Raw genomic sequence first — 21,358 nt, 5'->3', positions numbered from 1 at the left:
CGCCGCACAGCCGTGCGACCGTCCCGCCGCACAGCGCGTCCGTACGCACTCAGGTGCCTGCCGTACCGCTCGCTCCGGCCGGACCGCTGCCCGCACAGCAGACCGCCGGGCCGCCGACCGCCTACGCGATCTTGAACGGCTGCTGGCACGCACCGCAGACGATGGACGCCTGCGCGAGCACCGACGGCACGACCCGGACGTTGCGCCCGCACCCGCAGACCGCCTTCACCCGGACGCCGCCCCCGGAGGAGCCGTGCCGGGCGGCCGGGCCGCGGAAGGCACGCGTCGTGCCATCGCCTGCCACCGCTTCCTGGTGCGCGCCGAGGGCGCGGTCCAGGCGCTCGATGGTCTCGGCGTAGCGCTCCTGGGTCTCCTTGAGCATGGTCACCTGGGAGAAGCCGCTGCTCGCGTGCGGCTCGACCGGGTGCGCCAGACCGAGCTCGGAGGCGAGCATCAGGAAGCGCCGGTTGTGGTAGCGGCCGGCCCGCGAGGTGTCCCGGATGTCCCGGGCCGCGGCCAGACCGTGGGCAGCCTCGTGGAGGAGCCGCTCGAAACCGAGCCGCGTCCCACAGGCCGAGGAGGATTCGCCGATCAGGGCCTCGGGCGAGGCCAGGTCGGGGAGGTCCTGGTGGTAGGCCTGGATGTCGCTCCAGGCGGCGGCCAGTTCGGCCGCGAGAACGAGGGGCTGTGTCGTGCTCACGCTAGACCAACGATGGAGTGCGAGCCGATGTTCCGCATGTTCTCGTTCTCCGGGAATTCACAGGGAACTCCCAGGAATGCAAGGCCGCGCGCGAATTGCACGCTCCGGATCTGACGCAAGACCAACCCCCTGCCGGTTTCGGCCCGTCGAAGAGTCGGCGGGCCTGGTGAAATTCCGCCCCGGAGGGCGGGCTGTCGCCCCCAGGACGTACGGCCCGTGGTCCCGCCTGATTGACAGGGCCACGGGCCGTACACCGTACCGCTATTCCGTTAATACCGGGAGTTGACCGGCCAGTAGGGATGTCCACTGCCGGGAGTCCCTCGGAAGAGTTACCGGATTCTTACCCATCCGCATTCCGGGCAAATGTTGTCGCCGCCGGTCATTACCAGCAGGTAACACACATACCGGAACCCGGAATCAGTACGCGCGGGCGTCAGTACGCGCGGGCGACGATCGCGATGTTGCCGTCCTGGTCGTCCGACGCCGGCACCGAGCCGTCGGCCGCGACGATGCAGCGCACCGTGACGCCCTGCTCGGCCAGCTTGGCCTCGCCCTCCGCGCCGAGCTCGGCCCAGGAGATCCGGCCCCAGCCGGTCGCGGCGGCCTCGACGGCCTCGTCGATGGTCTTGACGTCGACCGTGCGGGACTCGCGGCGCTCGCGGGACTGGCGCAGCAGCAGCGCCTGGTCCTCCTCCAGGATGCCGGGGAGCAGCGCGGCCAGGGCGTCGATGGCGACCGGCTCCTTGCCGCCCGGGATGCGGCGGGCCAGCATCGCGGTGCCGTTCTCCAGGTCGCGCGGGCCGACCTCGATGCGCAGCGGAACGCCCTTGAGCTCCCAGTCGACGGCGCGGCGGCCGAACGGGGTGTCGGTGCGGTCGTCGACCACGACGCGGATGCCGACGGCCTCCAGCTGGGCGCCGATCTCGCGGACCTTGGCGATGACCGCGTCGTCGCCCTTGATCGCGAGCACGACGGCCTGGACGGCGGCCAGGCGCGGGGGCACCCGCAGGCCGTTGTCGTCACCGTGGGACATGATCAGGCCGCCGACCATGCGGGTCGAGACGCCCCAGGAGGTCTGCCAGACGTACTCGCGCTCGGCGCCCTGCAGCTGGTAGGTGGTGTTGAACGCCTTGGCGAAGTTCTGGCCCAGCTCGTGGCTGGTGCCCATCTGCAGCGCCTTGCCATCGCCCATCATGCCCTCGAGGGTGAGGGTGTTGATGGCGCCGGCGAAGCGCTCCTTGGCGGTCTTGCGGCCGAGCACGACGTCGATGCCGAGCACGTTGGTCATGAAGTCGCCGTAGACCTGGGTGTGGATCATCGACGCGTACTCGCGGGCGTCCTCGTAGGTGGCGTGGGCGGTGTGGCCCTCCTGCCAGAGGAACTCGGTGGTGCGCAGGAAGACGCGCGGACGCAGCTCCCAACGGACCACGTTGGCCCACTGGTTGATCAGCAGGGGCAGGTCGCGGTGACTCTGGACCCACTTCGAGAAGTACTCGTTGATGATCGTCTCGGAGGTGGGCCGGACGACGACCGGCTCCTCCAGCTGCTTGCCGCCGCCATGGGTGACCACCGCGAGTTCGGGCGCGAAGCCCTCGACGTGCTCCGCTTCCTTGGTCAGATAGGACTGCGGGATGAACATCGGGAAGTACGCGTTCTGGGCGCCGGCCTTCTTGATCCGGGCGTCCATCTCCTGCTGCATCCGCTCCCACAGGCCGTAGCCGTACGGTCGGATGACCATGGTGCCGCGCACCGGACCGTTGTCGGCCAGCTCGGCCTTGTTGATGAGGTCCTGGTACCAGCGCGGGAAGTCTTCCGCCTGAGGGGTGAGAACGGGTGCCTTAGCCATGGGGCGAATGGTACGGGGAGCGACCCCCTGACTTCGAATCGGTATCACACCCGCGGAGGGTGGCGAGCCGGGTCGCGGAACGGGGGGCGCACCACCGCGACGCGCGCGCACCACCCTGCACCCCTCTGGACGCCGGGCCCGACCCGCTGTTCGCTGGAGTGGGGCGGGACTTTGGGGGAGCCGTAGCAGCACACCGAAGGACCGGATGGGAGGCCGCGATGGCTTCAGCTCGGACGACCGGCACGACCCGCACGACCGTACGACCAACGGGCGCACGCGCGCACCACCCGCAGCCCGGGGCGACCGGGCCCGCGCGGGCGCGCGACTGGGCGGAGATCCAGGAACGCATGCTGGTGCCGCTCTACGAGGCGGTCCACGACCGGCTGGAGGTCGGTCCGGCGAGCAGCGTGCTGGGCCTGGGCTGCCGGTCCGGACTGGCCCTGCTGCTCGCGGCGGGCCGGGGCGCCCAGGTCGCCGGGCAGGAGCCGCGGGACGAGCTGCGCGAGCTGGCGCGCGGGCGCCGGCTGCGGGTGTGCGCCGTGGCCCGGCCGACCGCCGCCGTCCCCCGCTCGGCCCATTCGCTGGTGACGGTTTTCGAGCAGCTGCCCGGCGCCGCCGAGCCGCGCGCGCTGGTGGCCGAGGCTGCCCGGCTCACCCTCCCGGGCGGGCACGTGGTGCTCGCCGCCTGGGGCCCGCCGGAGCGCTGCGAGAGCGCCCCGGTGCTGGACGTGGCCCGGCGGATGGCGGGCCGCACCACCGCGCGCGACCCGTTCGAGCTGAGCGCGCCCGGAGCGCTGGAGGACCTGCTCGCCCCGGCCGGCCTGCGCCCCGCCGGCAGCGGCCGGGTGAGCTGCCCGTTCGCCTACGCGGACCTCGACAGCGCGGTGCGCGGCCTGCTCTCCACCGGCCTGTTCGAGGCCGCCGAGGAGTTCTCCGGCGCCTCGCTGGTGGCCAAGGAGCTGGAGGAGGCGCTGCAGCCGTACCTGCGCGCGGACGGCTCGGTCCGGATGGAGAACGTGTTCCGCTACCTGATCGCCGAACGGCCGCGGTAGGCGGTCCGACGCGCGGTAGCGGGCCCGACGCGCGGTAGCGGGCCCGACGCGCGGTAGCGGGCCCTCACGGCCGCGCTGGAAGCGTTCATGGAGGGCACGATGAAACCGGGGGCGCCCGCCACACGGCGAGCGCCCCCGGACGACCGGCTCACACCTGGTCGAGCGACTTCCCCCCGGCGCCGTCCGGCCCGTCCGAGGCCCCCTCCCGCGGCACCCCCGCCGCCCGGTACGCCTCCTCCTCGTCCAGCGTCTCCGCCTCCAGCAGCGCCGCCGCCAGCGCGTCCAGCCGGTGCCGCTGCTCGGTCAGCAGCCGCAGCGCGTCGTCGTAGCACTCGGCGACGATCCGGCGGGCCTCCTCGTCCACCGCGTCCAGCGTGGTCGGCGCGGCGGAGAGCCCGTACGCGCCGGCGCCCTGCACGTCCGCGGGCACCGCGGTGAGCCGGCCGACCCGCTCGCTCATCCCCCAGCGCCCGGCCATCCCGCGGGCGATGCCGGTGACCTGCTCCAGGTCGCTCTCGGCACCCGTGGTGATCACCCCGTAGACCACCTGCTCGGCCGCCATGCCGCCCAGCGCGCCGATGATCCGACCGCGCAGGTACGGCTCGGTGTACGAGTAGCGGTCGTTCTCCGGGGTGGAGAGGGTGACGCCGAGCGCCCGGCCGCGCGGCACGATGGTGATCTTGCGGACCGGGTCCGCGCCGGGCTGCAGCATGCCCAGCAGCGCGTGCCCGCTCTCGTGGTATGCCGTCCGCTCGCGCTCCTCCTGCGGCATCACCAGCGGCCGCACCGCGCCCAGTTGGACCTTCTCCAGGGCGTCCGAGAGGTCCCGCTCGTTGACCGCGTCCTGGTCGCGCTTGACGGCCAGCAGGGCGGCCTCGTTGACCAGGTTGGCGAGCTCGGCGCCGGTCATCCCGGGGGTGACCTTGGCCAGCTGCAGCAGGTCGGTGCCGCCGGCCAGCGGGACGCTGCGGGTGTGGATGCGCAGGATCGCGGCGCGGCCCTCCCGGTCGGGCGGGCTGACGGTGATCCGCCGGTCGAAGCGGCCGGGGCGCAGCAGCGCCGGGTCGAGCACGTCCGCCCGGTTGGTCGCGGCGATCACGATGACGCCCTCGGAGCCGCTGAAGCCGTCCATCTCGGTGAGGATCTGGTTGAGCGTCTGCTCGCGCTCGTCGTGCCCGCCCATGCCGCCGCCCGCGCCGCGCTGGCGTCCGATGGTGTCGATCTCGTCGATGAAGATGATCGCCGGGGCGACCTTGCGGGCCTCGGCGAACAACTCGCGGACCCGGCTGGCGCCGACACCGACGATCATCTCGATGAACTCGGAGGCGGAGGCGGAGAAGAACGGCACGTCCGCCTCGCCGGCCACGGCCCGGGCCAGCAGGGTCTTGCCCGTCCCGGGCGGGCCGCTCAGCAGCACGCCGCGCGGCATCTTGGCGCCGAGCCTGCGGTACCGCTCCGGGTTCTTCAGGTAGTCGACCACCTCGGTGAGTTCGGCTTCCACCTCGTCGATGCCGGCCACGTCGGCGAAGGTGGTGCGCTTGCCCTGCTCGGCGGTGACCGGCTTGGGCGGCGCCTTGCGCCCGAGCGGTCCGCCGCCGAGGCCCCCGGCCATCCGGCGGGCGAGCAGCACCCAGATGAAGATCAGCAGCAGCATCGGGGCGAGCGAGAGCAGCAGGTTGGTGAGGAAGCTGCGCTGCTGGACCGGCGAGGTGGCGGTGACCTCGACGCCCTGCTGCTGCAGTATGGCCCACAGGTTGTCGCCCGCGAAGGAGGGCCGCTGGGTGTCGAACTCGGTGTAGTCGCCCTTGCCGCCGTCCGGCTTGGGCTGGGCGCTCTTGAGGGTGCCCTCGATCGCGTCGCCCTTGGCGTAGATCTTGGTGATGTTGCCCTTGTTCAGCTGGTCGTTGAACTCGGTGTACGAGATCGTGGTGGCGCCCTCGTTGCCGAAGAAGGACAGCAGCACGTCGGAGATCAGGAACACCACGAGGGCGGTGAGGACGAGGCCGGTCCAGCCGCCGGGCATCCGCCGACGGGGCGGCGTCGGGGGCGGGGCGCCCTCGGAGCGCCAGGGCTGGTCGGGAGTCTGACGCGGCGGCACGGGTTCGGTCACCCATCGGACGATACGGACAGGTGATCGGGCGGGCCAACCGCAACGCCGCGCCCGGGCACCCGTACGGGGGGTGCCCGAGGGCCCTCACCAGCGGCTATGCCGAGGCGCCGGGCCACTCCTCGGCGGTCAGCGCGAACCGCTCGTGGTCCCGCCAGTCGCCCTGGAGGAAGAGCATCCGCGGCGAGAAGCCCTCGTGCCGGAAGCCCAGCCGCTTGGCCATCGCGACCGAGCGCTCGTTGTCCGGCTGCACGTTGATCTCCAGCCGGTGCAGCCCCAACCCGCCGGCCGAGTGCGGGGCGAAGCACTGGTCCAGGACCAGCCGCATGCCCTCGCTCATCCGCCCGGTGCCGGCGAACGGCAGGTACGAGTCGTAGCCCAGCGCCGCGTTGCAGAACCGGCCCATCACGATGTTGGCGACGTTCACCTTGCCGACCAGCCCGCCGGTCGCCCCGTCGACGATCAGGAAGGTGCGCAGGCCCGCCCCCTGGCGCTCGAGCAGCTCGGGCAGCCCGTCCGGCTCGACCGGGTTCCACCGCCCGATGTGTTCGGCGGACCGCCGGACCGCCTCGGCGTACGCAACCGCGTCCTCGGCCCTCGGGGCCCTGATCGTCACTCGCATGTCCCCATCATCGGACACGCGATCGGCCCGCCGCCCGGAAACACCGGACGACGGGCCGACCAGAATCGATCAAGGCCGATCGCGCACAAGCCCCGGAAGGGCCTCGACCGATCAGGAGACCGATCAAGAGCGCCGATCAAGAGCGCCGATCAAGAGCGCCGATCAAGAGGGCTGATCAAGAGGGCTGATCAGGAACACCGATCAGGAACACCGATCAAGGACTACAGCATGTCCTTGAACTCCTTGGGCAGCTCGAAGTCGGCCGGGCCCTTGCCCGCGCCGAGGCCGAACGCCCCGCCGTCCGCCGGAGTCTGTCCGGCGCCCGGGCCGAGCGCGCGGCGCTCGGCGGCCGCGGCCTCCTCCTGGGCCCGCTTCAGCGGGTTGCCGCTCTTGCGCTTGCCCTTGGCCTGCGGGGCCTTCTTGCCGGACTTCTTCGCGCCGCCGCCCATGCCCGGGATCCCCGGCATGCCGGGCATGCCCTTGCCGGAGGCCATCGCGGACATCATCTTGCGGGCGTCGAAGAACCGCTCGACCAGGTTCTTCACCTCGCCGACCTGGACGCCCGAACCCTTGGCGATGCGGGCCCGGCGGGAACCGTTGATCAGCTCCGGCTCGGCGCGCTCGGCCGGGGTCATCGACTTGATGATCGCGCCGACCCGGTTGACGTCCTTGTCGTCGATGTTGTTGATCTGGTCGCGGATCTGGCCCATGCCGGGCAGCATGCCGAGCAGCTTGGAGATCGAGCCCATCTTCTGGACCTGCTCCAGCTGCGACAGGAAGTCGTCCAGCGTGAACTGCTTCGGGCCGCCGCGCAGCTTGGCGGCGATCTTCTCCGCCTCGGCCTGCGAGAAGGTCTGCTCGGCCTTCTCGATCAGCGAGAGGACGTCACCCATGCCGAGGATGCGCGAGGCCATCCGGTCCGGGTGGAAGGCGTCGAAGTCGTCGACCTTCTCGCCGTTGGAGGCGAACATGATCTGCCGGCCGGTGACGTGCGCGACCGACAGGGCGGCACCGCCGCGGGCGTCGCCGTCGAGCTTGGAGAGCACGACACCGGTGAAGTCCACGCCGTCGAGGAAGGCCTGCGCGGTGGTGACCGCGTCCTGGCCGATCATCGCGTCGACGACGAACAGGACCTCGTCCGGGTTCACCGCGGCGCGGATGTCGGCGGCCTGCTGCATCAGCTCGGCGTCGATGCCCAGGCGGCCGGCGGTGTCGACGACGACGACGTCGTACTGCTTCTGCTTGGCGTACTCGATCGAGTCCTTCGCGACCTGCACCGGGTCGCCGACGCCGTTGCCCGGCTGCGGGCCGTAGAAGGCCACGCCGGCGCGCTCGGCGACCACCTGGAGCTGGTTGACCGCGTTGGGGCGCTGGAGGTCGCAGGCGACCAGCAGCGGGGTGTGCTTCTGCTTCTTCAGCCAGTGGCCGAGCTTGCCCGCGAGGGTGGTCTTACCGGCACCCTGCAGACCGGCGAGCATGATGACCGTCGGGCCGCTCTTGGCGAACCGCACCCGGCGGGTCTCGCCGCCGAGGATCGCGATGAGCTCCTCGTTGACGATCTTGATGATCTGCTGCGCGGGGTTCAGCGCGCCGGAGACCTCGGCACCGAGCGCCCGCTCCTTGACCTGCTTGATGAAGGCCCGGACGACCGGCAGCGCGACATCCGCCTCGAGCAGCGCGATGCGGATCTCGCGGGCGGTGGCGTCGATGTCCGCCTCGCTGAGGCGGCCCTTGCCCCGGAGGTTCTTGAACGTCGCTGCGAGGCGATCGGAAAGGGTGTCGAACACGTCGTCGCGGGTCCTCTGCGGCATCGGTATCGGTACGGTCGTCGTCCCCCAGGGTATCCGGCCGCCCCGGGTACGGTCTCCACCCCTGCTCCGAGAGCTCCCCACCTCCTGCTCCCGGAGCTCCCTGGCGCCCCGCGCCCGGCGGTCCTCAGCCCAGCGCCGCCCGCACCGCCGCCGCCACCTCCCCGGCCCGCAGGGCGGTCAGCGGACGGCCCGCCTCGTCGGTCAGGTAGAAGGAGTCGACGGCCTCCGCGCCCAGCGTGGAGACGTGCGCGGTGCGCACCCGTACGCCCGCCCCGTCCAGCGCCCGGCCGATCCGGTGCAGCAGCCCGGGAGCGTCGTGCGCGCGGACCTCCAGCACGGTCGCGGTCGCCGAGGCCACCGCGGGCGCCACCGCGACCAGCGGCGGCGGGGTCGGGATGCCCCTGCGACGCGGGGTGGCCGCGTCCCGCTCGGCGAGGCGGCGCGCGACGTCCAGCGAGCCGTCCAGCGCCCGGCGCAGGTCGGCCCGCAGCCGGGCCGCCTCCGGCAGCTCGCCGAACTCGGCGGCCACCCGCCAGGACAGCAGCAGCACCGGCCCGGCACCGATCGGGTCCAGCTCGCGCAGCCCGGCCGAGCGGACGGTCAGCCGGTGCAGCGCGAGCACCCCGGCGGCGGTGCCGAGCAGCCCGGGACGGTCCGGGACGGCCAGGGTCAGCTCGACGCCCATCGGCTCGGTGCCCGGGTCCGCGCCCTCGGCCTGGGCCCGCAGCGAGAGCGCCGGCTCACCGGTGCGGGCCGCGTCGACCGCGAGCCGCTCCTGCTCGGCGGTCGGCGCCGCCTCCACCGGCGCGGTGCCCGCCCCGGCCAGCCGGTCGGCCGCCCGCGCCACCAGCCCGCCGACCAGCGAGGCCCGCCAGCTGCTCCACGCGGCCGGGCCAGTGGCCAGCGCGTCCGCCTCGGTGAGCGCGTGCAGGAGCTCCAGCTCCGGCAGGGTGGTGACGGCCTTGGTGATCACCTCGACGGTGGCCGGGTCGTCCGGGTCGCGGCGGGTCGCGGTGTCGACCAGGGTCAGATGGTGGCGGACCAGCACCGCCAGGGTCTCGGTGTCCTCGGGGCCGAAGCCCATCCGGGGGGCGAGGTCGCGGACGATCACCTCGCCGGCCTCGCTGTGGTCCCCGGGCCAGCCCTTGCCGATGTCGTGCAGCAGCGCCGCGACCAGCAGCAGGTCCGGCCGGGCCACCCGGCGGGTCATCGCGGCGGCCCGCACCGCCGTCTCCACCAGGTGCCGGTCCACCGTCCAGCGGTGCACGGCGTTGCGCTGCGGACGGCAGCGCACCCGCTCCCAGTCCGGCAGCAGCCGGGTGACCAGCCCCTCCGCCTCCAGCGCCTCCCACACCGGCACGGCCGCCTCCCCCGCGCCCAGCAGGGTGACCAGCTGCTCGCGCGCCTCGTCCGGCCAGGGCACCGGCAGCGGACGGCACTCGGCGGCCAGCCGGCGCACCGTCGCGTACGAGACGGTCAGCCCGTTCTGCGCGGCGGCGGCCGCGGCGCGCAGCGGCAGCACCGGATCGGCCGCCGGGCGGGCGCCCTGGGCCAGCACCGCCTCACCGTCCTGCTCGACCACGCCCTCGGCGAGCGGACGGCGCTCGACCGCGCCCCGGGCCACCGCGCCCGCGCCCCGGCCGACACCGGTGAACGGCGCGGTGAACGGGAGCGCGCGGCGCACCGCCCGGCGGCCCCGGCCGGCCTTGGCGGCGAGCACCCGGTCCACCGCCCGCCAGGTGACGTCGCTCGCGTAGGCGATGGTGCGGGCGGCCTCGTAGACCTGGCGCAGCAGGGTGTCGGCGTCCAGCACGCGGAGCCGCTCGGCAACCTGGTCCTGGTCCTGGAGGCTGAGCCGCTCGGTGGCCCGGCCGGTGACCAGGTGCAGGGCGTCGCGCACGTCGGCGAGCCGCAGCGCGGCGGCGTCCAGGCCGTCCCGGGGCGCGTCGGCCAGCCAGGTGGCGGCGACGGCGTTGAGCGCGACCACGTCGCGCAGGCCGCCGCGGGCCTCCTTGAGGTCGGGCTCCAGCAGGAAGGAGAGCTCACCGTGCCGTTCGGCCCGCTCGCGGCCCAGCTCGCGCAGCTCGGGCAGGCGTGCGGGGGCGCCCGCGCGCCAGTCGGTGAACACCGCGGCGCGCAGCTCGGCGGTGAGCGCCGGGTCCCCGGCGAGGTGGCGGGCGTCCAGCAGGCCGAGCTGGGCCTTGAGGTCGGCGGCGGCGACCGCCCGGGCCTCGGCGACGGTGCGCACCGAGTGGTCGAGCCTGGCGCCCGCGTCCCAGACCGGGTACCAGATCCGCTCGGGCAGCTCGCGGGCGATCGGTCCGTCGTGCAGCAGCAGGACGTCCAGGTCGCTGCGCGGGGACAGCTCGCCGCGCCCGTAGCCGCCGACGGCGACCAGGGCGACGCCGGGCGGGGCGCCGGCCGCCGCGAGCAGGCCGGCCAGCCAGTCGTCGGTGAGCCGGGCGAGCGCCTCACGGCGGGGTCGGCCGACCGGGCCGGGGTCGGCGAGCAGCGCGGCCCGGGCGGCGGCATGGTCGGCGGGGTCGGAAGGCCTGGTCTCGGTGGTCATGCGCTGGGTCCCGTCCGTCGTGCGGCCGGACCGTCCCGCGGGGCGCCGGGAATGCGGTGCGCCGCGGTTCGGCCGAGCGGGGGTACGCCGTCGGCGGGCCCGCGTTCCCCTGGGGGTCACGGGCCCGCCGGCGGTGGGGGCTACAAAGCGTCGGGGCCGCGCTCTCCGGTGCGGACCCGTACGGCGGTGTCGACCGGGATGCTCCAGACCTTGCCGTCGCCGATCTTCCCGGTCCGGGCGGCCTTCACCAGGACCTCGATCAGGTCATCGGCGTCCTCGTCCTCGACCAGGACCTCGATTCTGACCTTCGGTACCAGGTCCACGGTGTACTCGGCGCCCCGGTACACCTCGGTGTGGCCGCGCTGGCGGCCGTAGCCGCTGGCCTCGGTGACGGTCAGGCCGTGGACCCCGAAGGCCTGCAGGGCGGCCTTCACCTCGTCCAGGCGGTACGGCTTGATCACGGCGGTGATGAGCTTCATCAGGCGTCGACCTCGGTCTTCTCGGCAGCCTTTCCGGCGGCCTGCTCGGTGGGCTTCTCGGCGGACTTCACCTCGGGGTTCGCGGCGGCCGGTGCGACGGCCGCGGCCAGGCCCGGCAGGGCCCGGGCCAGGCCCGCCCCGACAGCGCTGAAATCGTAGGCGGACTCGGCGTGTTCGGCCTGGTCGATGCCGGCCACCTCGACCTCCTCGGCGACCCGGAACCCGACCAGCTTGTCGACCGCCTTGGCCAGCAGCCAGGAGAGGACGAAGGAGTACGCCGCGACCACGGCCACGCCCATCGCCTGCTTGCCGAGCTGCCCCAGCCCGCCGCCGTAGAACAGGCCCTTGGCGGCCTGGCCGACCCCGCCGGTGGCGAACAGGCCGACCAGCAGCGAGCCGATCGCCCCGCCCACCGCGTGCACGCCCACCACGTCGAGTGAGTCGTCGAAGCCCCAGCGGTACTTGAGCGAGACGGCGGCGGCGCAGACCGCGCCCGCGACCAGGCCGATCGCCACCGCGCCGAGCGGGCTGACCGAGCCGCAGGCCGGGGTGATCGCGACCAGTCCGGCGACCGCGCCGGAGGCGGCGCCCAGCGTGGTGAAGGCGCCGTGCTTGAGCTTCTCGTAGACCAGCCAGCCGACCAGCGCCGCACCCGTGGCGACCTGGGTGTTGACCATCGCCATCGCGGCGACGCCGTTGGCGGCCAGCGCCGAGCCCGCGTTGAAGCCGAACCAGCCGAACCACAGCAGCCCGGAGCCGAGCATCACCAGCGGCAGGCTGTGCGGGCGCATCGGGTCCTTCTTGAAGCCGACCCGCTTGCCCAGCACCAGGCAGAGCGCGAGGCCCGCGACACCGGCGTTGATGTGCACGGCCGTGCCGCCGGCGAAGTCGATCACACCGTTGCGGTCGCCCAGCCAGCCGCCGTTGCCGCCGTCGAAGAAGAACACCCAGTGCGCGACCGGGAAGTAGACGACCGTCACCCAGAGCGCGATGAACAGGCCCCAGGCGGCGAACTTGGCCCGGTCCGCGATGGCGCCGCTGATCAGCGCCGGGGTGATGATCGCGAACATCAGCTGGAAGACCGCGAAGGCGGTGACCGGGATGGTCCCGGTCAGCTCGTTCAGGCCGATCCCGCGCATCCCGAGGAAGTCCAGGTTGCCGATCAGACCGGCGAAGGAGTCGGGCCCGAAGCTGAGCGAGTACCCGTAGAGGACCCAGAGCACGGTGACGATGCCGAGCGAGAGGAAGCTCATCGCCAGCATGTTCAGTGTGCTCTTCGCCCTGACCATGCCCCCGTAGAAGAAGGCCAGGCCCGGGGTCATCACCATGACCAGGGCCGCACTGATGAGCACGAAGGCGGTGTCGCCCGCGCTGAAGCCGTCCGGCATCGGCGTCTCCTCTGCGTCCAAGCCGATCCGCACCCGGGTACCTGTCCCGTGCCATCCGGGGCGTCGGCGATGAAGAGGAGCGTGCCGAAGGCTGGTTTCGGCCAGTGCGGCCGGTTGTTTCGCGGCCGTGACGCGTTCGACGCACGGGTTACGGCTGCGTGAACCACGGCCCCGCGCTCGCCCGGACGGGTTACCGTGCCGCCGCACGCGACGACCCCGGGCGCGACGGAGCCACCGACCGTGACGGCGGCGGCCGCCACGGTCGGTGGAGTCACGGGGAGGGCCGTTCCCGGGGCCCCGGGACCCGGACCGGCGGGGCTCAGACCACCGAGACGTACTCCGGGATGTCCTGAACGACCCGCTCCTTGAGCCGGCTCACCGCGTCCACGCCCTTGAACCGGGCCGCCGCGGCCTCCGTGGTCTTGCGCACCCGGGAGTTCAGCCGCTCCGAGCGCACCTTGGTCGCGATGTCCACCGCCTGCTCGGCCATCACCACCGCCTGCTCGGCCTCCTTCTGCAGCAGGTGCACGCTGGCCATGCCGATCAGGTTGAAGGCGTACGAGCGCACGTGGTCGCCGTCCTGGCGGAACAGGTCGACCGCGCGCTCCATCACCGGCGCCGACAGCGAGGCGTACAGCTGGGCGTTGTCGGAGTGGTACGCGAGGTCGCGGAAGGAGTGCGCGTTCTCGGCGTTCAGCTCGGCCGGCGAGAAGAACTTCAGCCAGTCCGGATCCCCGTCCCCCTCGCGGATGTCGGTGAAGGTGTCCTCGGCCAGCCGGATCGCCCGGGCGCAGCGGTTCACCTCGCCGATGGTGGCGTAGGCGCGCGCCTCCATCGCGTACAGCAGGGACTGCTGGCGCGGGGTCGCGGTGTCGCGGCTGCCGTACTGGGCCAGGTGGATCAGTTCCAGGGCGTCCTCGCCCCGGTTGAGGTGGATCATCTGCCGGCTCATGTCGGTGAGGATCAGCGCGCCGAACGGGCGGTCGCCGGCCTCCTTGGCCGCGTGCAGGGCCAGCACGTAGTACTTCTGCGCGCTCGGGTGCATCCCGACGTCGTACGACATCCACCCGGCCAGGTGGGCGAGTTCGGCGGTGAGCCGGAACAGTCGCCGGGTGGTGTCCTCGTTGTACGTCTCCTGGAGCAGGTCGGTGACCTCGTGCAGCTGGCCGACGACGGCCTTGCGGCGCAGCCCGCCGCCGTTCTGCGCGTCCCACTGGCGGAACATGACCGTGGTCTGCTCCAGCAGTTCCAGCTCGGGCTCGGAGAGCCGGCCGGTGAACGCCTCGCCCCCGTTGGCCGCGGTCAGGATCGGGGTGGGCACGCCGGTCGGGCCGGGGGTCAGCCAGCGCTGCATCGGCTCGATCAGCGCGGCGCCGGCGGTCAGCGCCAGCGAGGTGCCGAGGAAGCCGCGGCGGTTGAGCATCAGGTCGCTGCGGGAGTAGTCACTGATCAGCTGGACGGTCTGCGGACCGCTCCACGGCAGGTCGACGCCGCCGCCCACGGTGGAGACCGGGATCGCGGCGCGCAGGCCGAGGTCCTCGATCGAGACCACCGAGCCGAAGCGCTCGGAGAAGAGCTCCGACATGATCTTGGGGATCGGCTCGCGGGGCTGCTCCCCGTCGAGCCAGCGGCGCACCCGCGACGTGTCGGTGGACACGTGGTGGGCGCCGATCTGCCGGGCCCGGCGGTTGACCTGACGGGCCAACTCGCCCTTGGACCAACCGCTGCGGGCGAACCACGTGGTCAGCTTCTCATTGGGTTGCTTCTCTGCCATGGGAACGTCCCATCCCGCCCGGCCCCTCGCGGGGCCCCCGATCGTGACCGCCCGACGGTTGCGGGCTCTTGCCAGACGTGCCGTGCCTGAGGTGGTGCCGTGCCGCGTCCTCGCACTGGTGTGCCATCGTCGCGGACGAGCCGTCAGATCCCCAACTCCCGTTCTCCGAAGGCCCGGAGCGGGATCAACGACAGCATCCGCGCACTGAACGTAATGCCCCGCGAGGGGCCCGCGGGAGCGACCCTGGCGAAACGCCACCTTTCGCCACCCCCAGGAGTGAACCGAAGCCAAGGGGTACACGCTTCACTAGGTAGTCCCGACGGTCCGGCATATGCGGGCCGCCAAGTCTCCGGGCTCATCCCGGGGGGCCCGGCAGAACCCGCAATCCACCTCAGCCACAAGCGAGTTCAGCACCCACTCGGGGCGGCAACAGTCTCGCGCACACGACGATCCGGCATCCGCGTCGCCCCCACAAGGCGGCGCCCGAGGCGCACCACCGGAACAGGCGCACGCCACGCGCTGCGCGCCGCCACCGCACAACGCACCACGCGTCCGACAATCGACACACAGTCACCGTCCCGTAACCATCGGCAACGAGAACCTGTTGGGGGAGGCATGGACAACCTGTTCGGCGAACTTCGACTGGGGCACCTGCGGCTGGCACCGCTGGGCGCGCGCCGCCGCACCAAGGTCACCGCGTCCCGGGCCGCCGCGGAGTACACCGGCCGCTGGGGTTGGGCGGTCGCCACCGGCGACCCGGCCACCGGCACATCGGTCAGCGGCGCCACCGACCCGACCCGCTGTCCCTGCGGCGCCACCCGCTGCGCCGCGCCCGGCCTGCACCCCGTACCGGGCGACGAGGGACGGGCCCGCGCCGGCCGCGCCGAGGGCTCCGTGCTGTTCCCCACCGGCCGCGCCTTCGACGTCCTGGACGTCCCCGAGCAGGCCGGCCTGCAGGCGCTGGTCCGGCTGGAGCGGATGGGCACCCAGGTCGGCCCGGTGCTCGCCGCCCCGACCGGCCGGCTGCAGTTCCTGGTCGCCGCCGGCACCGCCCGCCGCCTGCCCGACCTGCTCTACCGGATGGGCTGGGACGACGCCGCGCTCGACCTCGCCTGCCACGGCGAGGGCAGCTACGTGGCCGCCCCGCCCACCGTCCTCGGCGGCCTCGGCCCGGTCCGCTGGCTGCGCCGCCCCACCCGCGACAACGCGGGCTGCCCGCCCGAGGCCCGGCTGCTGCTCGGCACCCTCGCCTACGCCTGCCACCGCGGCCGCGAGCGCACCCCCGAGCCGGCCTGGATCGCGTCGTGACTCATCCGCTCGCCCGCTGACCCGCTCGGGGCGAGGAGCCCCACCCGGTCCCGGGCACGCGAAAGGGCCCGCCCCCTGAGGAGCGGACCCTTCCCACGACAGGCCTACGGGGAACCCCGGTCAGTCCCCGATCAGCGCGTCCACGAACGCACCCGGCTCGAACGGCGCCAGGTCGTCCGCGCCCTCGCCCAGACCGATCAGCTTGACCGGCACGCCCAGCTCGCGCTGGACCGCGACCACGATGCCGCCCTTGGCGGTGCCGTCCAGCTTGGTCAGCACGATGCCGGTGATGTCGACCACCTCGGCGAACACCCGGGCCTGGATCAGACCGTTCTGGCCGGTGGTGGCGTCCAGCACCAGCAGCACCTCGTCGACCGGGCCGTGCTTCTCGACGACCCGCTTGACCTTGCCCAGCTCGTCCATCAGGCCGGTCTTGGTGTGCAGTCGGCCGGCGGTGTCGACCAGCACGGTGTCCGCGCCCTCGGCGATGCCCTCCTTGACCGCGTCGAAGGCGATCGAGGCCGGGTCCCCGCCCTCCGGGCCGCGCACGGTGCGCGCACCGACCCGCTCGCCCCAGGTCTGCAGCTGGTCGGCTGCGGCGGCGCGGAAGGTGTCGGCGGCGCCGAGCACCACCTTGCGGCCGTCGGCGACCAGGACCCGGGCCAGCTTTCCGGTGGTGGTGGTCTTGCCGACGCCGTTGACGCCGACGACCAGGACCACGGCCGGGCCCTCCGCGTGCTTGGTGGAGCGGACGGTGCGGTCGGCGTCCTTGCCGACCAGCTCGACCAGCTCCTCGCGCAGCAGCGCGCGCAGTTCCTCGGGCGTACGGGTGCCGAGCACCTTCACCCGGGTGCGCAGCCGCTCGACCAGCTCCTGGGTGGGGGCGACGCCGACGTCGGCGGTGAGCAGGGTCTCCTCGATCTCCTCCCAGGTGTCCTCGTCCAGGTGCTCGCGGGAGAGCAGCGAGAGCAGGCCCTTGCCGATCGAGTTCTGCGAGCGGGAGAGCCGCGAGCGCAGCCGGACCAGCCGGCCGGCGGTGGGCTCGGGGACCTCGACGGCGGGAGCCGCCTCGGCCTCGGCGGGCACGACCTCGACGGCCTCGGGGACCGCCGGAGCCTCGGGGGCCTCGGGCTCCGCCGGGAGTTCCACCTCCTCGACGGTGCGGCGGGGCTCCTCGGTGGGCGGCGCGGCCTCCTCGCCGACCTGGGGCTCCGCCGGAGTGGGCTTCGGCGCCGTGATGACCGGCGCCTGCGACTTCGGGGGCAGCTGCTGGCGTCGTCTGCCGGAAACGACGAGGCCCGCGATCGCGCCGATGGCGATCACGGCGATGACTACGGCAAGGATCACGTATTCCATAACTGCTCCAGTATCCGCGACCGGAGCCCGGATGGACCGCAGCCGGACTACACGGATGCCGCCCGGGGTCGCTCCCGGTCCTCGTCCCGCAGCCGCTGGCTGATCACCTGCGAGATGCCGTCGCCCTTCATCGTCACGCCGTAGAGCGCGTCCGCGGACTCCATGGTCAGCTTCTGGTGGGTGATCACGATCAGCTGGGAGCTCTCCCGCAGCTCCTCCATGATCCCGACCAGCCGGCGCAGGTTGGTCTCGTCCAGCGCCGCCTCCACCTCGTCCATCACGTAGAACGGGCTGGGCCTGGCCTTGAAGATCGCCACCAGCAGCGCCACCGCGGTCAGCGAGCGCTCGCCGCCCGACAGCAGCGACAGCCGCTTGACCTTCTTGCCCGGCGGACGGGCCTCCACCTCGACCCCGGTGGCGAGCATGTCGTCCGGATCGGTCAGCACCAGTCGGCCCTCCCCGCCCGGGAAGAGCCGGGCGAAGACGGCCTCGAACTGGGCGGCGGTGTCGTGGTACGCCGAGGTGAACAGCTGCTCGACCCGCTGGTCCACGTCCCGGACGATGTCCAGCAGGTCGCGCCGGCTGCGCTTGAGGTCGTCCAGCTGCTCGCCCAGGAACCTGTGTCGTTCCTCCAGCGCGGCGAACTCCTCCAGCGCCAGCGGATTGACCTTGCCGAGCTGCTGGTACGCCTTCTCGGCGGCCTTCAGCCGCTTCTCCTGCTCGGCCCGGACGTACGGGTACGGCTCCCCCGGCTCCTGTCCCTCCTCCGGTACCCCCGGCGGGACGGGCTGGTCCGGCCCGTACGCGGCGAGCAGCTCGCCGCCGTCGATGCCGAACTCCTCCAGCGCGCGGGCCTCCAGCTGTTCGATCCGCAACCGCTTCTCCGCCCGCAGCACCTCGTCCCGGTGCCCGGCGTCGACCAGCTTGTCCAGCTCCTCCTTGAGGCCGCGGCCGTGCTCGCGGTGCTCCCGCAGTTCCTCCTCGCGCTCGGCACGGGCCTGTTCGACGGCTTCCCGCCCGGAGTCCGCGCGGGCCAGCGACACCTCCAGGCAGGCCAGCAGCTGCCGGGCACCCGCCGCGACGGCGTTCGCCACTCCGGCGTCGTGCTCGGCCCGCCGACGGCGCTCGGCGGCCTCGGCGCGCGCCTCGCGCTCGGCGCGGGCGGCCCGGTCCAGTCGGTCTGCCCGCCCGGCCAGCGCGCGGACCCGCTCCTCGTGGGTGCGCACCGCGAGCCGGGCCTCCAGCTCGGACTGCCGGGCGGTGCTCGCGGCCTCCGCCAGCCGCTGCTGCTCGGCGGTGTCCGGCTCGTCCTCCCCCGCGTCCGCCGACTCCTCGGCGGCGGCCAGGCGCTGCGCCAACTCCTCGGCGGTGTCCAGTAGTTCACCCAGGCCCTGGTCTGCCCGCGCGGCGGCGTCCGACAGCCGCCCGGCCTCCCCGGCGGCGGCACGGGCCTGCCCGCCGAGGCGGCCGAGCGCCCCCGCGACCTGGGCCCGCTCCTTCTCCGCCTGCCGCCGCCGCTCGCCGAGCCGCTCCACCTCGGCGGCCGACTCCCGGCGCAGCTCGGCGAGTTCGGCCAGCCGCTCGGCCGACTCGGCGCAGCGCACGGTGAGTTCCTCGATCGCCCGGGCCGCCTCGTCCACCGCCGCCTGGGTCTCCAGCAGGCTCGGCGCCCCGCCGGAGCCGCCGTGCGCGAAGCCGGCGCCCAGCCGGTCCCCGTCGGCGGTGACGGCGGTCAGCCCGGGGCGCTCCGCGACCAACCGCAGCGCCGCGTCCAGGTCCGGGACGACGGCCACCCCGGCCAGCAGCTGCCGTACGGCGGCGAGCAGCTCGGGCGGGCCGCCGACCGGTTCGGAAGCCCAGCGGGCTCCGTCCGGCAACTCCCCTGCCACGCGCGGAACTCCAGGCGCATCCGCGATCAACAGTGCCGCCCGGCCGGCGTCGTCCGCCCGCAGCAGCCGCAGCGCCTCGACAGCGGCGGAGGGCGAGTCGACGGCCACCGCGTCGGCCGCGGCTCCGAGCGCCGCCGCCACCGGCACCTCGTACCCGGCCTCGATCCGCAGCAGCGCGGCCGCCGGGCCGAGCAGCCCGCCCAGCCGCTCCCCCGCGGCGAGCAGCGCGCCGGTGCCGTCCTTGCGGCGCAGCCCGAGCGAGAGCGCCTCGTGCCGCGCGGTGAGCCCGGCCCGCTCGCGCTCGGCGGCGCCGGCCGCGTCCCGGGCGGCGGCCAGTTCCCGTTCGACGGCGGCCAGCCGCTCACGGGCCTCCCGGTACCCGGCCTCGGTCTGCTCGTCGTCCCCGGCGAGGCCGTCCACCTGCTGCTGGAGTTCGTCCAGCTCGGCCTGCGCGGCCTCGGCACGCAGCAGCGCCTCGTCCCTGGCTTCGGTGAGCCGGCCGATCTCGGCCTGGGCCGCGGCGGCCTTGGAGCGGGCGGCAGCCGCCTGCCCCTGCAGCCGGGCCAGGCCCTCGCGGCGGTCGGCGATGGCCCGGGCGGCGTCGCGCAGCCGGCGCTCCTCGGCGGCCAGCTCCCGTTCCAGTCCGCCCTTGCGCTCGACCGCCTCGGCCAGCGCGTACTGCGCCTCCTCCAGCGCCTCGGCGAGCGCGGCCTCCTCCTCGCGGACCCGTTCGGCCTCCCGCTCCAGCTCCTCGGGGTCGCGTCCGCGCCGCTCCTCGACCCGCCCCCCGGCGGCGGCATGCCGGGCGCGGGCCTCGGCCAGCCCGAGCGTGCCGCGGGTGCGCTCGGCGAGCGCGGACAGCCGGTACCAGGTCTGCCGGGCGGTCTCCAGGCTCGGCCCGAGCTGCTGGACCTGCGCCTCCAGGACGCGCTCGCGCTGCACCGCGCGGGCGAGCTCCTGTTCGACGGTGGTCCGGCGCAGCCGCAGCGCCAGTTCGTCGGCGACCTCGGCCTCGACGGCCCGGCGGAGCGTGGACAGGTCGTCGGCGAGCAGCCGCAGCCGGGCGTCGCGCAGCTCGGCCTGGATGCCGGCGGCCCGGCGGGCGATCCGGGCCTGCCGTCCGAGCGGTCCGAGCTGGCGGCGCAGCTCGGCGACCAGGTCCTGGACCCGGTTGAGGTTGGCCTGCATCGCGTCCAGCTTCCGCAGCGCCTTCTCCTTGCGCTTGCGGTGCTTGAGGACGCCGGCCGCCTCCTCGATGAAGGCGCGCCGACCCATCGGGTCGGCGTGCAGGACGGAGTCCAGCTGCCCCTGCCCGACGATCACGTGCATCTCGCGGCCGATGCCGGAGTCGGAGAGCAGCTCCTGGATGTCCAGCAGGCGGCAGGTCTCGCCGTTGAGCGCGTACTCGCTGCCGCCGTTGCGGAACATGGTCCGGGTGATGGTCACCTCGGAGTAGTCGATCGGCAGGGCGCCGTCGGCGTTGTCGATGGTGAGGCTGACCTCGGCGCGGCCGAGCGGGGCGCGCCCGCTGGTCCCGGCGAAGATGACGTCCTCCATCTTGCCGCCGCGCAGCGACTTGGCCCCCTGCTCGCCCATCACCCAGGACAGCGCGTCGACCACGTTCGACTTGCCGGAGCCGTTCGGGCCGACCACGCAGGTGATGCCCGGCTCGAAGCGCAGGGTGGTGCTGGAGGCGAAGGACTTGAACCCGCGCAGCGTCAGACTCTTCAGGTGCACGCGGCCGGTCTCCTCGTCGCTCGCCAGGGGGCCCCAGCGTGCGACTGTATCCGGAGTCGGACACGACGAAGGGACGCCACATCAGGGCGTCCCTTGCAAGCTGCGTCCCTTTCGGGGCGGCTCAGTGCACAGCGGCGTCGATCTGCGAGGACCGGGCGGGACTCAGGTGAGAGCCGGCTCCCGCTGATCCAGATCGATGCTGTTGAGCAGCGAGTGCTCGTCAGCGACAGCGGTGAGAGCGTCGTTCTCAGCCTGCATCCGAAGGAGCTCGGCTTCAAGGTCCTGGACGCGCTGCTGGAGCCGTCGCATCTCGGAGAGCATTCGCGGGTCGGGGCCGCCGACGTACCCGAGAAGCGCCTTTGCCATGATGAATGGTCCTCCACGCTGAGTGACCGAACCGGAACGGTACAGGTCTAGGGGGAAGGGGGACGCACGCGCGGCGCGACACCGGAAGTGCTGGCTGGGCACTTCGGCACAACCACCGTGAGCTGGGCTCCCGAGGGCATGCGCCTGCCGGATGAACGCGGTCGTGTGCGCGGGCTTCCAGCGTCTCACCAAAGACGGAAAGGGTCAACACGATCACCGCACGCTACCGCGCCCCTGTCACCCGCCCGGCGGTGTGGTCACGCCTGGGGGTCCAACGGGACGGGTCCACCACATGCTCGTGGATCATCGTTCGATGCGGAGTCAACCACGAGTCTGCCCGGATGGCAACCTCGT

At 73.4% G+C, this 21,358-nt stretch carries 14 protein-coding genes; 2 read left to right on the top strand and 12 right to left on the bottom strand.

Annotation, left to right across the window (positions count from 1 at the left end):
- Positions 1-121 precede the first annotated feature (121 nt).
- Together ACZ3TI_RS14570 and proS are read right to left on the bottom strand one after the other, a co-directional pair.
- Positions 122-700, bottom strand: a complete 579-nt coding sequence (locus ACZ3TI_RS14570) for a hypothetical protein (RefSeq protein ID WP_350602344.1) — start codon at positions 698-700, stop codon at positions 122-124.
- Between the two features lie 433 nt (positions 701-1,133).
- Entirely contained in the window at positions 1,134-2,546 is a 1,413-nt protein-coding gene (gene proS, locus ACZ3TI_RS14565; RefSeq protein WP_465726532.1) for a proline--tRNA ligase, read from the bottom strand.
- Between the two features lie 218 nt (positions 2,547-2,764).
- On the opposite strand from proS, the gene ACZ3TI_RS14560 reads away from it, so the two are divergent.
- Positions 2,765-3,598: a class I SAM-dependent methyltransferase gene (locus tag ACZ3TI_RS14560; protein ID WP_465726531.1), complete on the top strand. Its 834-nt coding sequence runs from the start codon at positions 2,765-2,767 to the stop codon at positions 3,596-3,598.
- A 148-nt stretch (positions 3,599-3,746) separates the two neighbouring features.
- Here ACZ3TI_RS14560 and ftsH read toward each other — a convergent pair whose 3' ends face one another.
- From ftsH to nsdA, 7 genes are all read right to left on the bottom strand, one after another.
- Positions 3,747-5,708 (bottom strand): ATP-dependent zinc metalloprotease FtsH, encoded by a 1,962-nt coding sequence (gene ftsH, locus ACZ3TI_RS14555; RefSeq protein WP_465726530.1) that lies wholly within the window; start codon positions 5,706-5,708, stop codon positions 3,747-3,749.
- 94 nt (positions 5,709-5,802) lie between these two features.
- Positions 5,803-6,327 carry a GNAT family N-acetyltransferase gene (locus tag ACZ3TI_RS14550; RefSeq protein ID WP_465726529.1) on the bottom strand — a complete coding sequence of 175 codons (525 nt, stop codon included), beginning with the start codon at positions 6,325-6,327 and terminating at the stop codon, positions 5,803-5,805.
- Positions 6,328-6,548: 221 nt separating this feature from the next.
- Positions 6,549-8,114 (bottom strand): signal recognition particle protein, encoded by a 1,566-nt coding sequence (gene ffh / locus ACZ3TI_RS14545; RefSeq protein WP_465726574.1) that lies wholly within the window; start codon positions 8,112-8,114, stop codon positions 6,549-6,551.
- 148 nt (positions 8,115-8,262) lie between these two features.
- On the bottom strand, positions 8,263-10,707 hold the full coding sequence (locus ACZ3TI_RS14540; protein WP_465726528.1) for a [protein-PII] uridylyltransferase: 2,445 nt from the start codon (positions 10,705-10,707) through the stop codon (positions 8,263-8,265).
- 140 nt (positions 10,708-10,847) lie between these two features.
- Positions 10,848-11,186, bottom strand: a complete 339-nt coding sequence (locus ACZ3TI_RS14535; RefSeq protein WP_097236101.1) for a P-II family nitrogen regulator — start codon at positions 11,184-11,186, stop codon at positions 10,848-10,850.
- Entirely contained in the window at positions 11,186-12,574 is a 1,389-nt protein-coding gene (locus ACZ3TI_RS14530) for an ammonium transporter (protein ID WP_465726527.1), read from the bottom strand. Before ACZ3TI_RS14530 ends, ACZ3TI_RS14535 begins: the two co-directional genes overlap by 1 nt.
- 319 nt (positions 12,575-12,893) lie before the next feature.
- Positions 12,894-14,348 (bottom strand): transcriptional repressor NsdA, encoded by a 1,455-nt coding sequence (gene nsdA, locus ACZ3TI_RS14525; RefSeq protein WP_465726526.1) that lies wholly within the window; start codon positions 14,346-14,348, stop codon positions 12,894-12,896.
- A 615-nt stretch (positions 14,349-14,963) separates the two neighbouring features.
- Between nsdA and ACZ3TI_RS14520 the strand changes: the two genes are divergently transcribed.
- Positions 14,964-15,656: a bifunctional DNA primase/polymerase gene (locus ACZ3TI_RS14520; protein ID WP_465726525.1), complete on the top strand. Its 693-nt coding sequence runs from the start codon at positions 14,964-14,966 to the stop codon at positions 15,654-15,656.
- Positions 15,657-15,776: 120 nt separating this feature from the next.
- Here the strand turns inward: ACZ3TI_RS14520 and ftsY are convergent, their stop codons facing one another.
- The 3 genes from ftsY to ACZ3TI_RS14505 all read right to left on the bottom strand — a co-directional run bounded on the left by ftsY (position 15,777) and on the right by ACZ3TI_RS14505 (position 21,004).
- Complete coding sequence (gene ftsY, locus ACZ3TI_RS14515; protein WP_465726524.1) at positions 15,777-17,012, bottom strand: signal recognition particle-docking protein FtsY; 1,236 nt, start codon at positions 17,010-17,012, stop codon at positions 15,777-15,779.
- A gap of 47 nt (positions 17,013-17,059) precedes the next feature.
- Positions 17,060-20,638, bottom strand: coding sequence for a chromosome segregation protein SMC (gene smc / locus ACZ3TI_RS14510; protein WP_465726523.1), 3,579 nt, complete (start codon positions 20,636-20,638; stop codon positions 17,060-17,062).
- A gap of 162 nt (positions 20,639-20,800) precedes the next feature.
- A complete protein-coding gene (locus ACZ3TI_RS14505) occupies positions 20,801-21,004 on the bottom strand; it encodes a hypothetical protein (protein ID WP_045702518.1) in 204 nt (67 codons plus the stop codon).
- Positions 21,005-21,358: the final 354 nt, after the last annotated feature.

The sequence above is a fragment of the Kitasatospora sp. NPDC023120 genome, from assembly GCF_055560835.1.
This window is presented reverse-complemented; position numbering and strand designations above follow the sequence as displayed.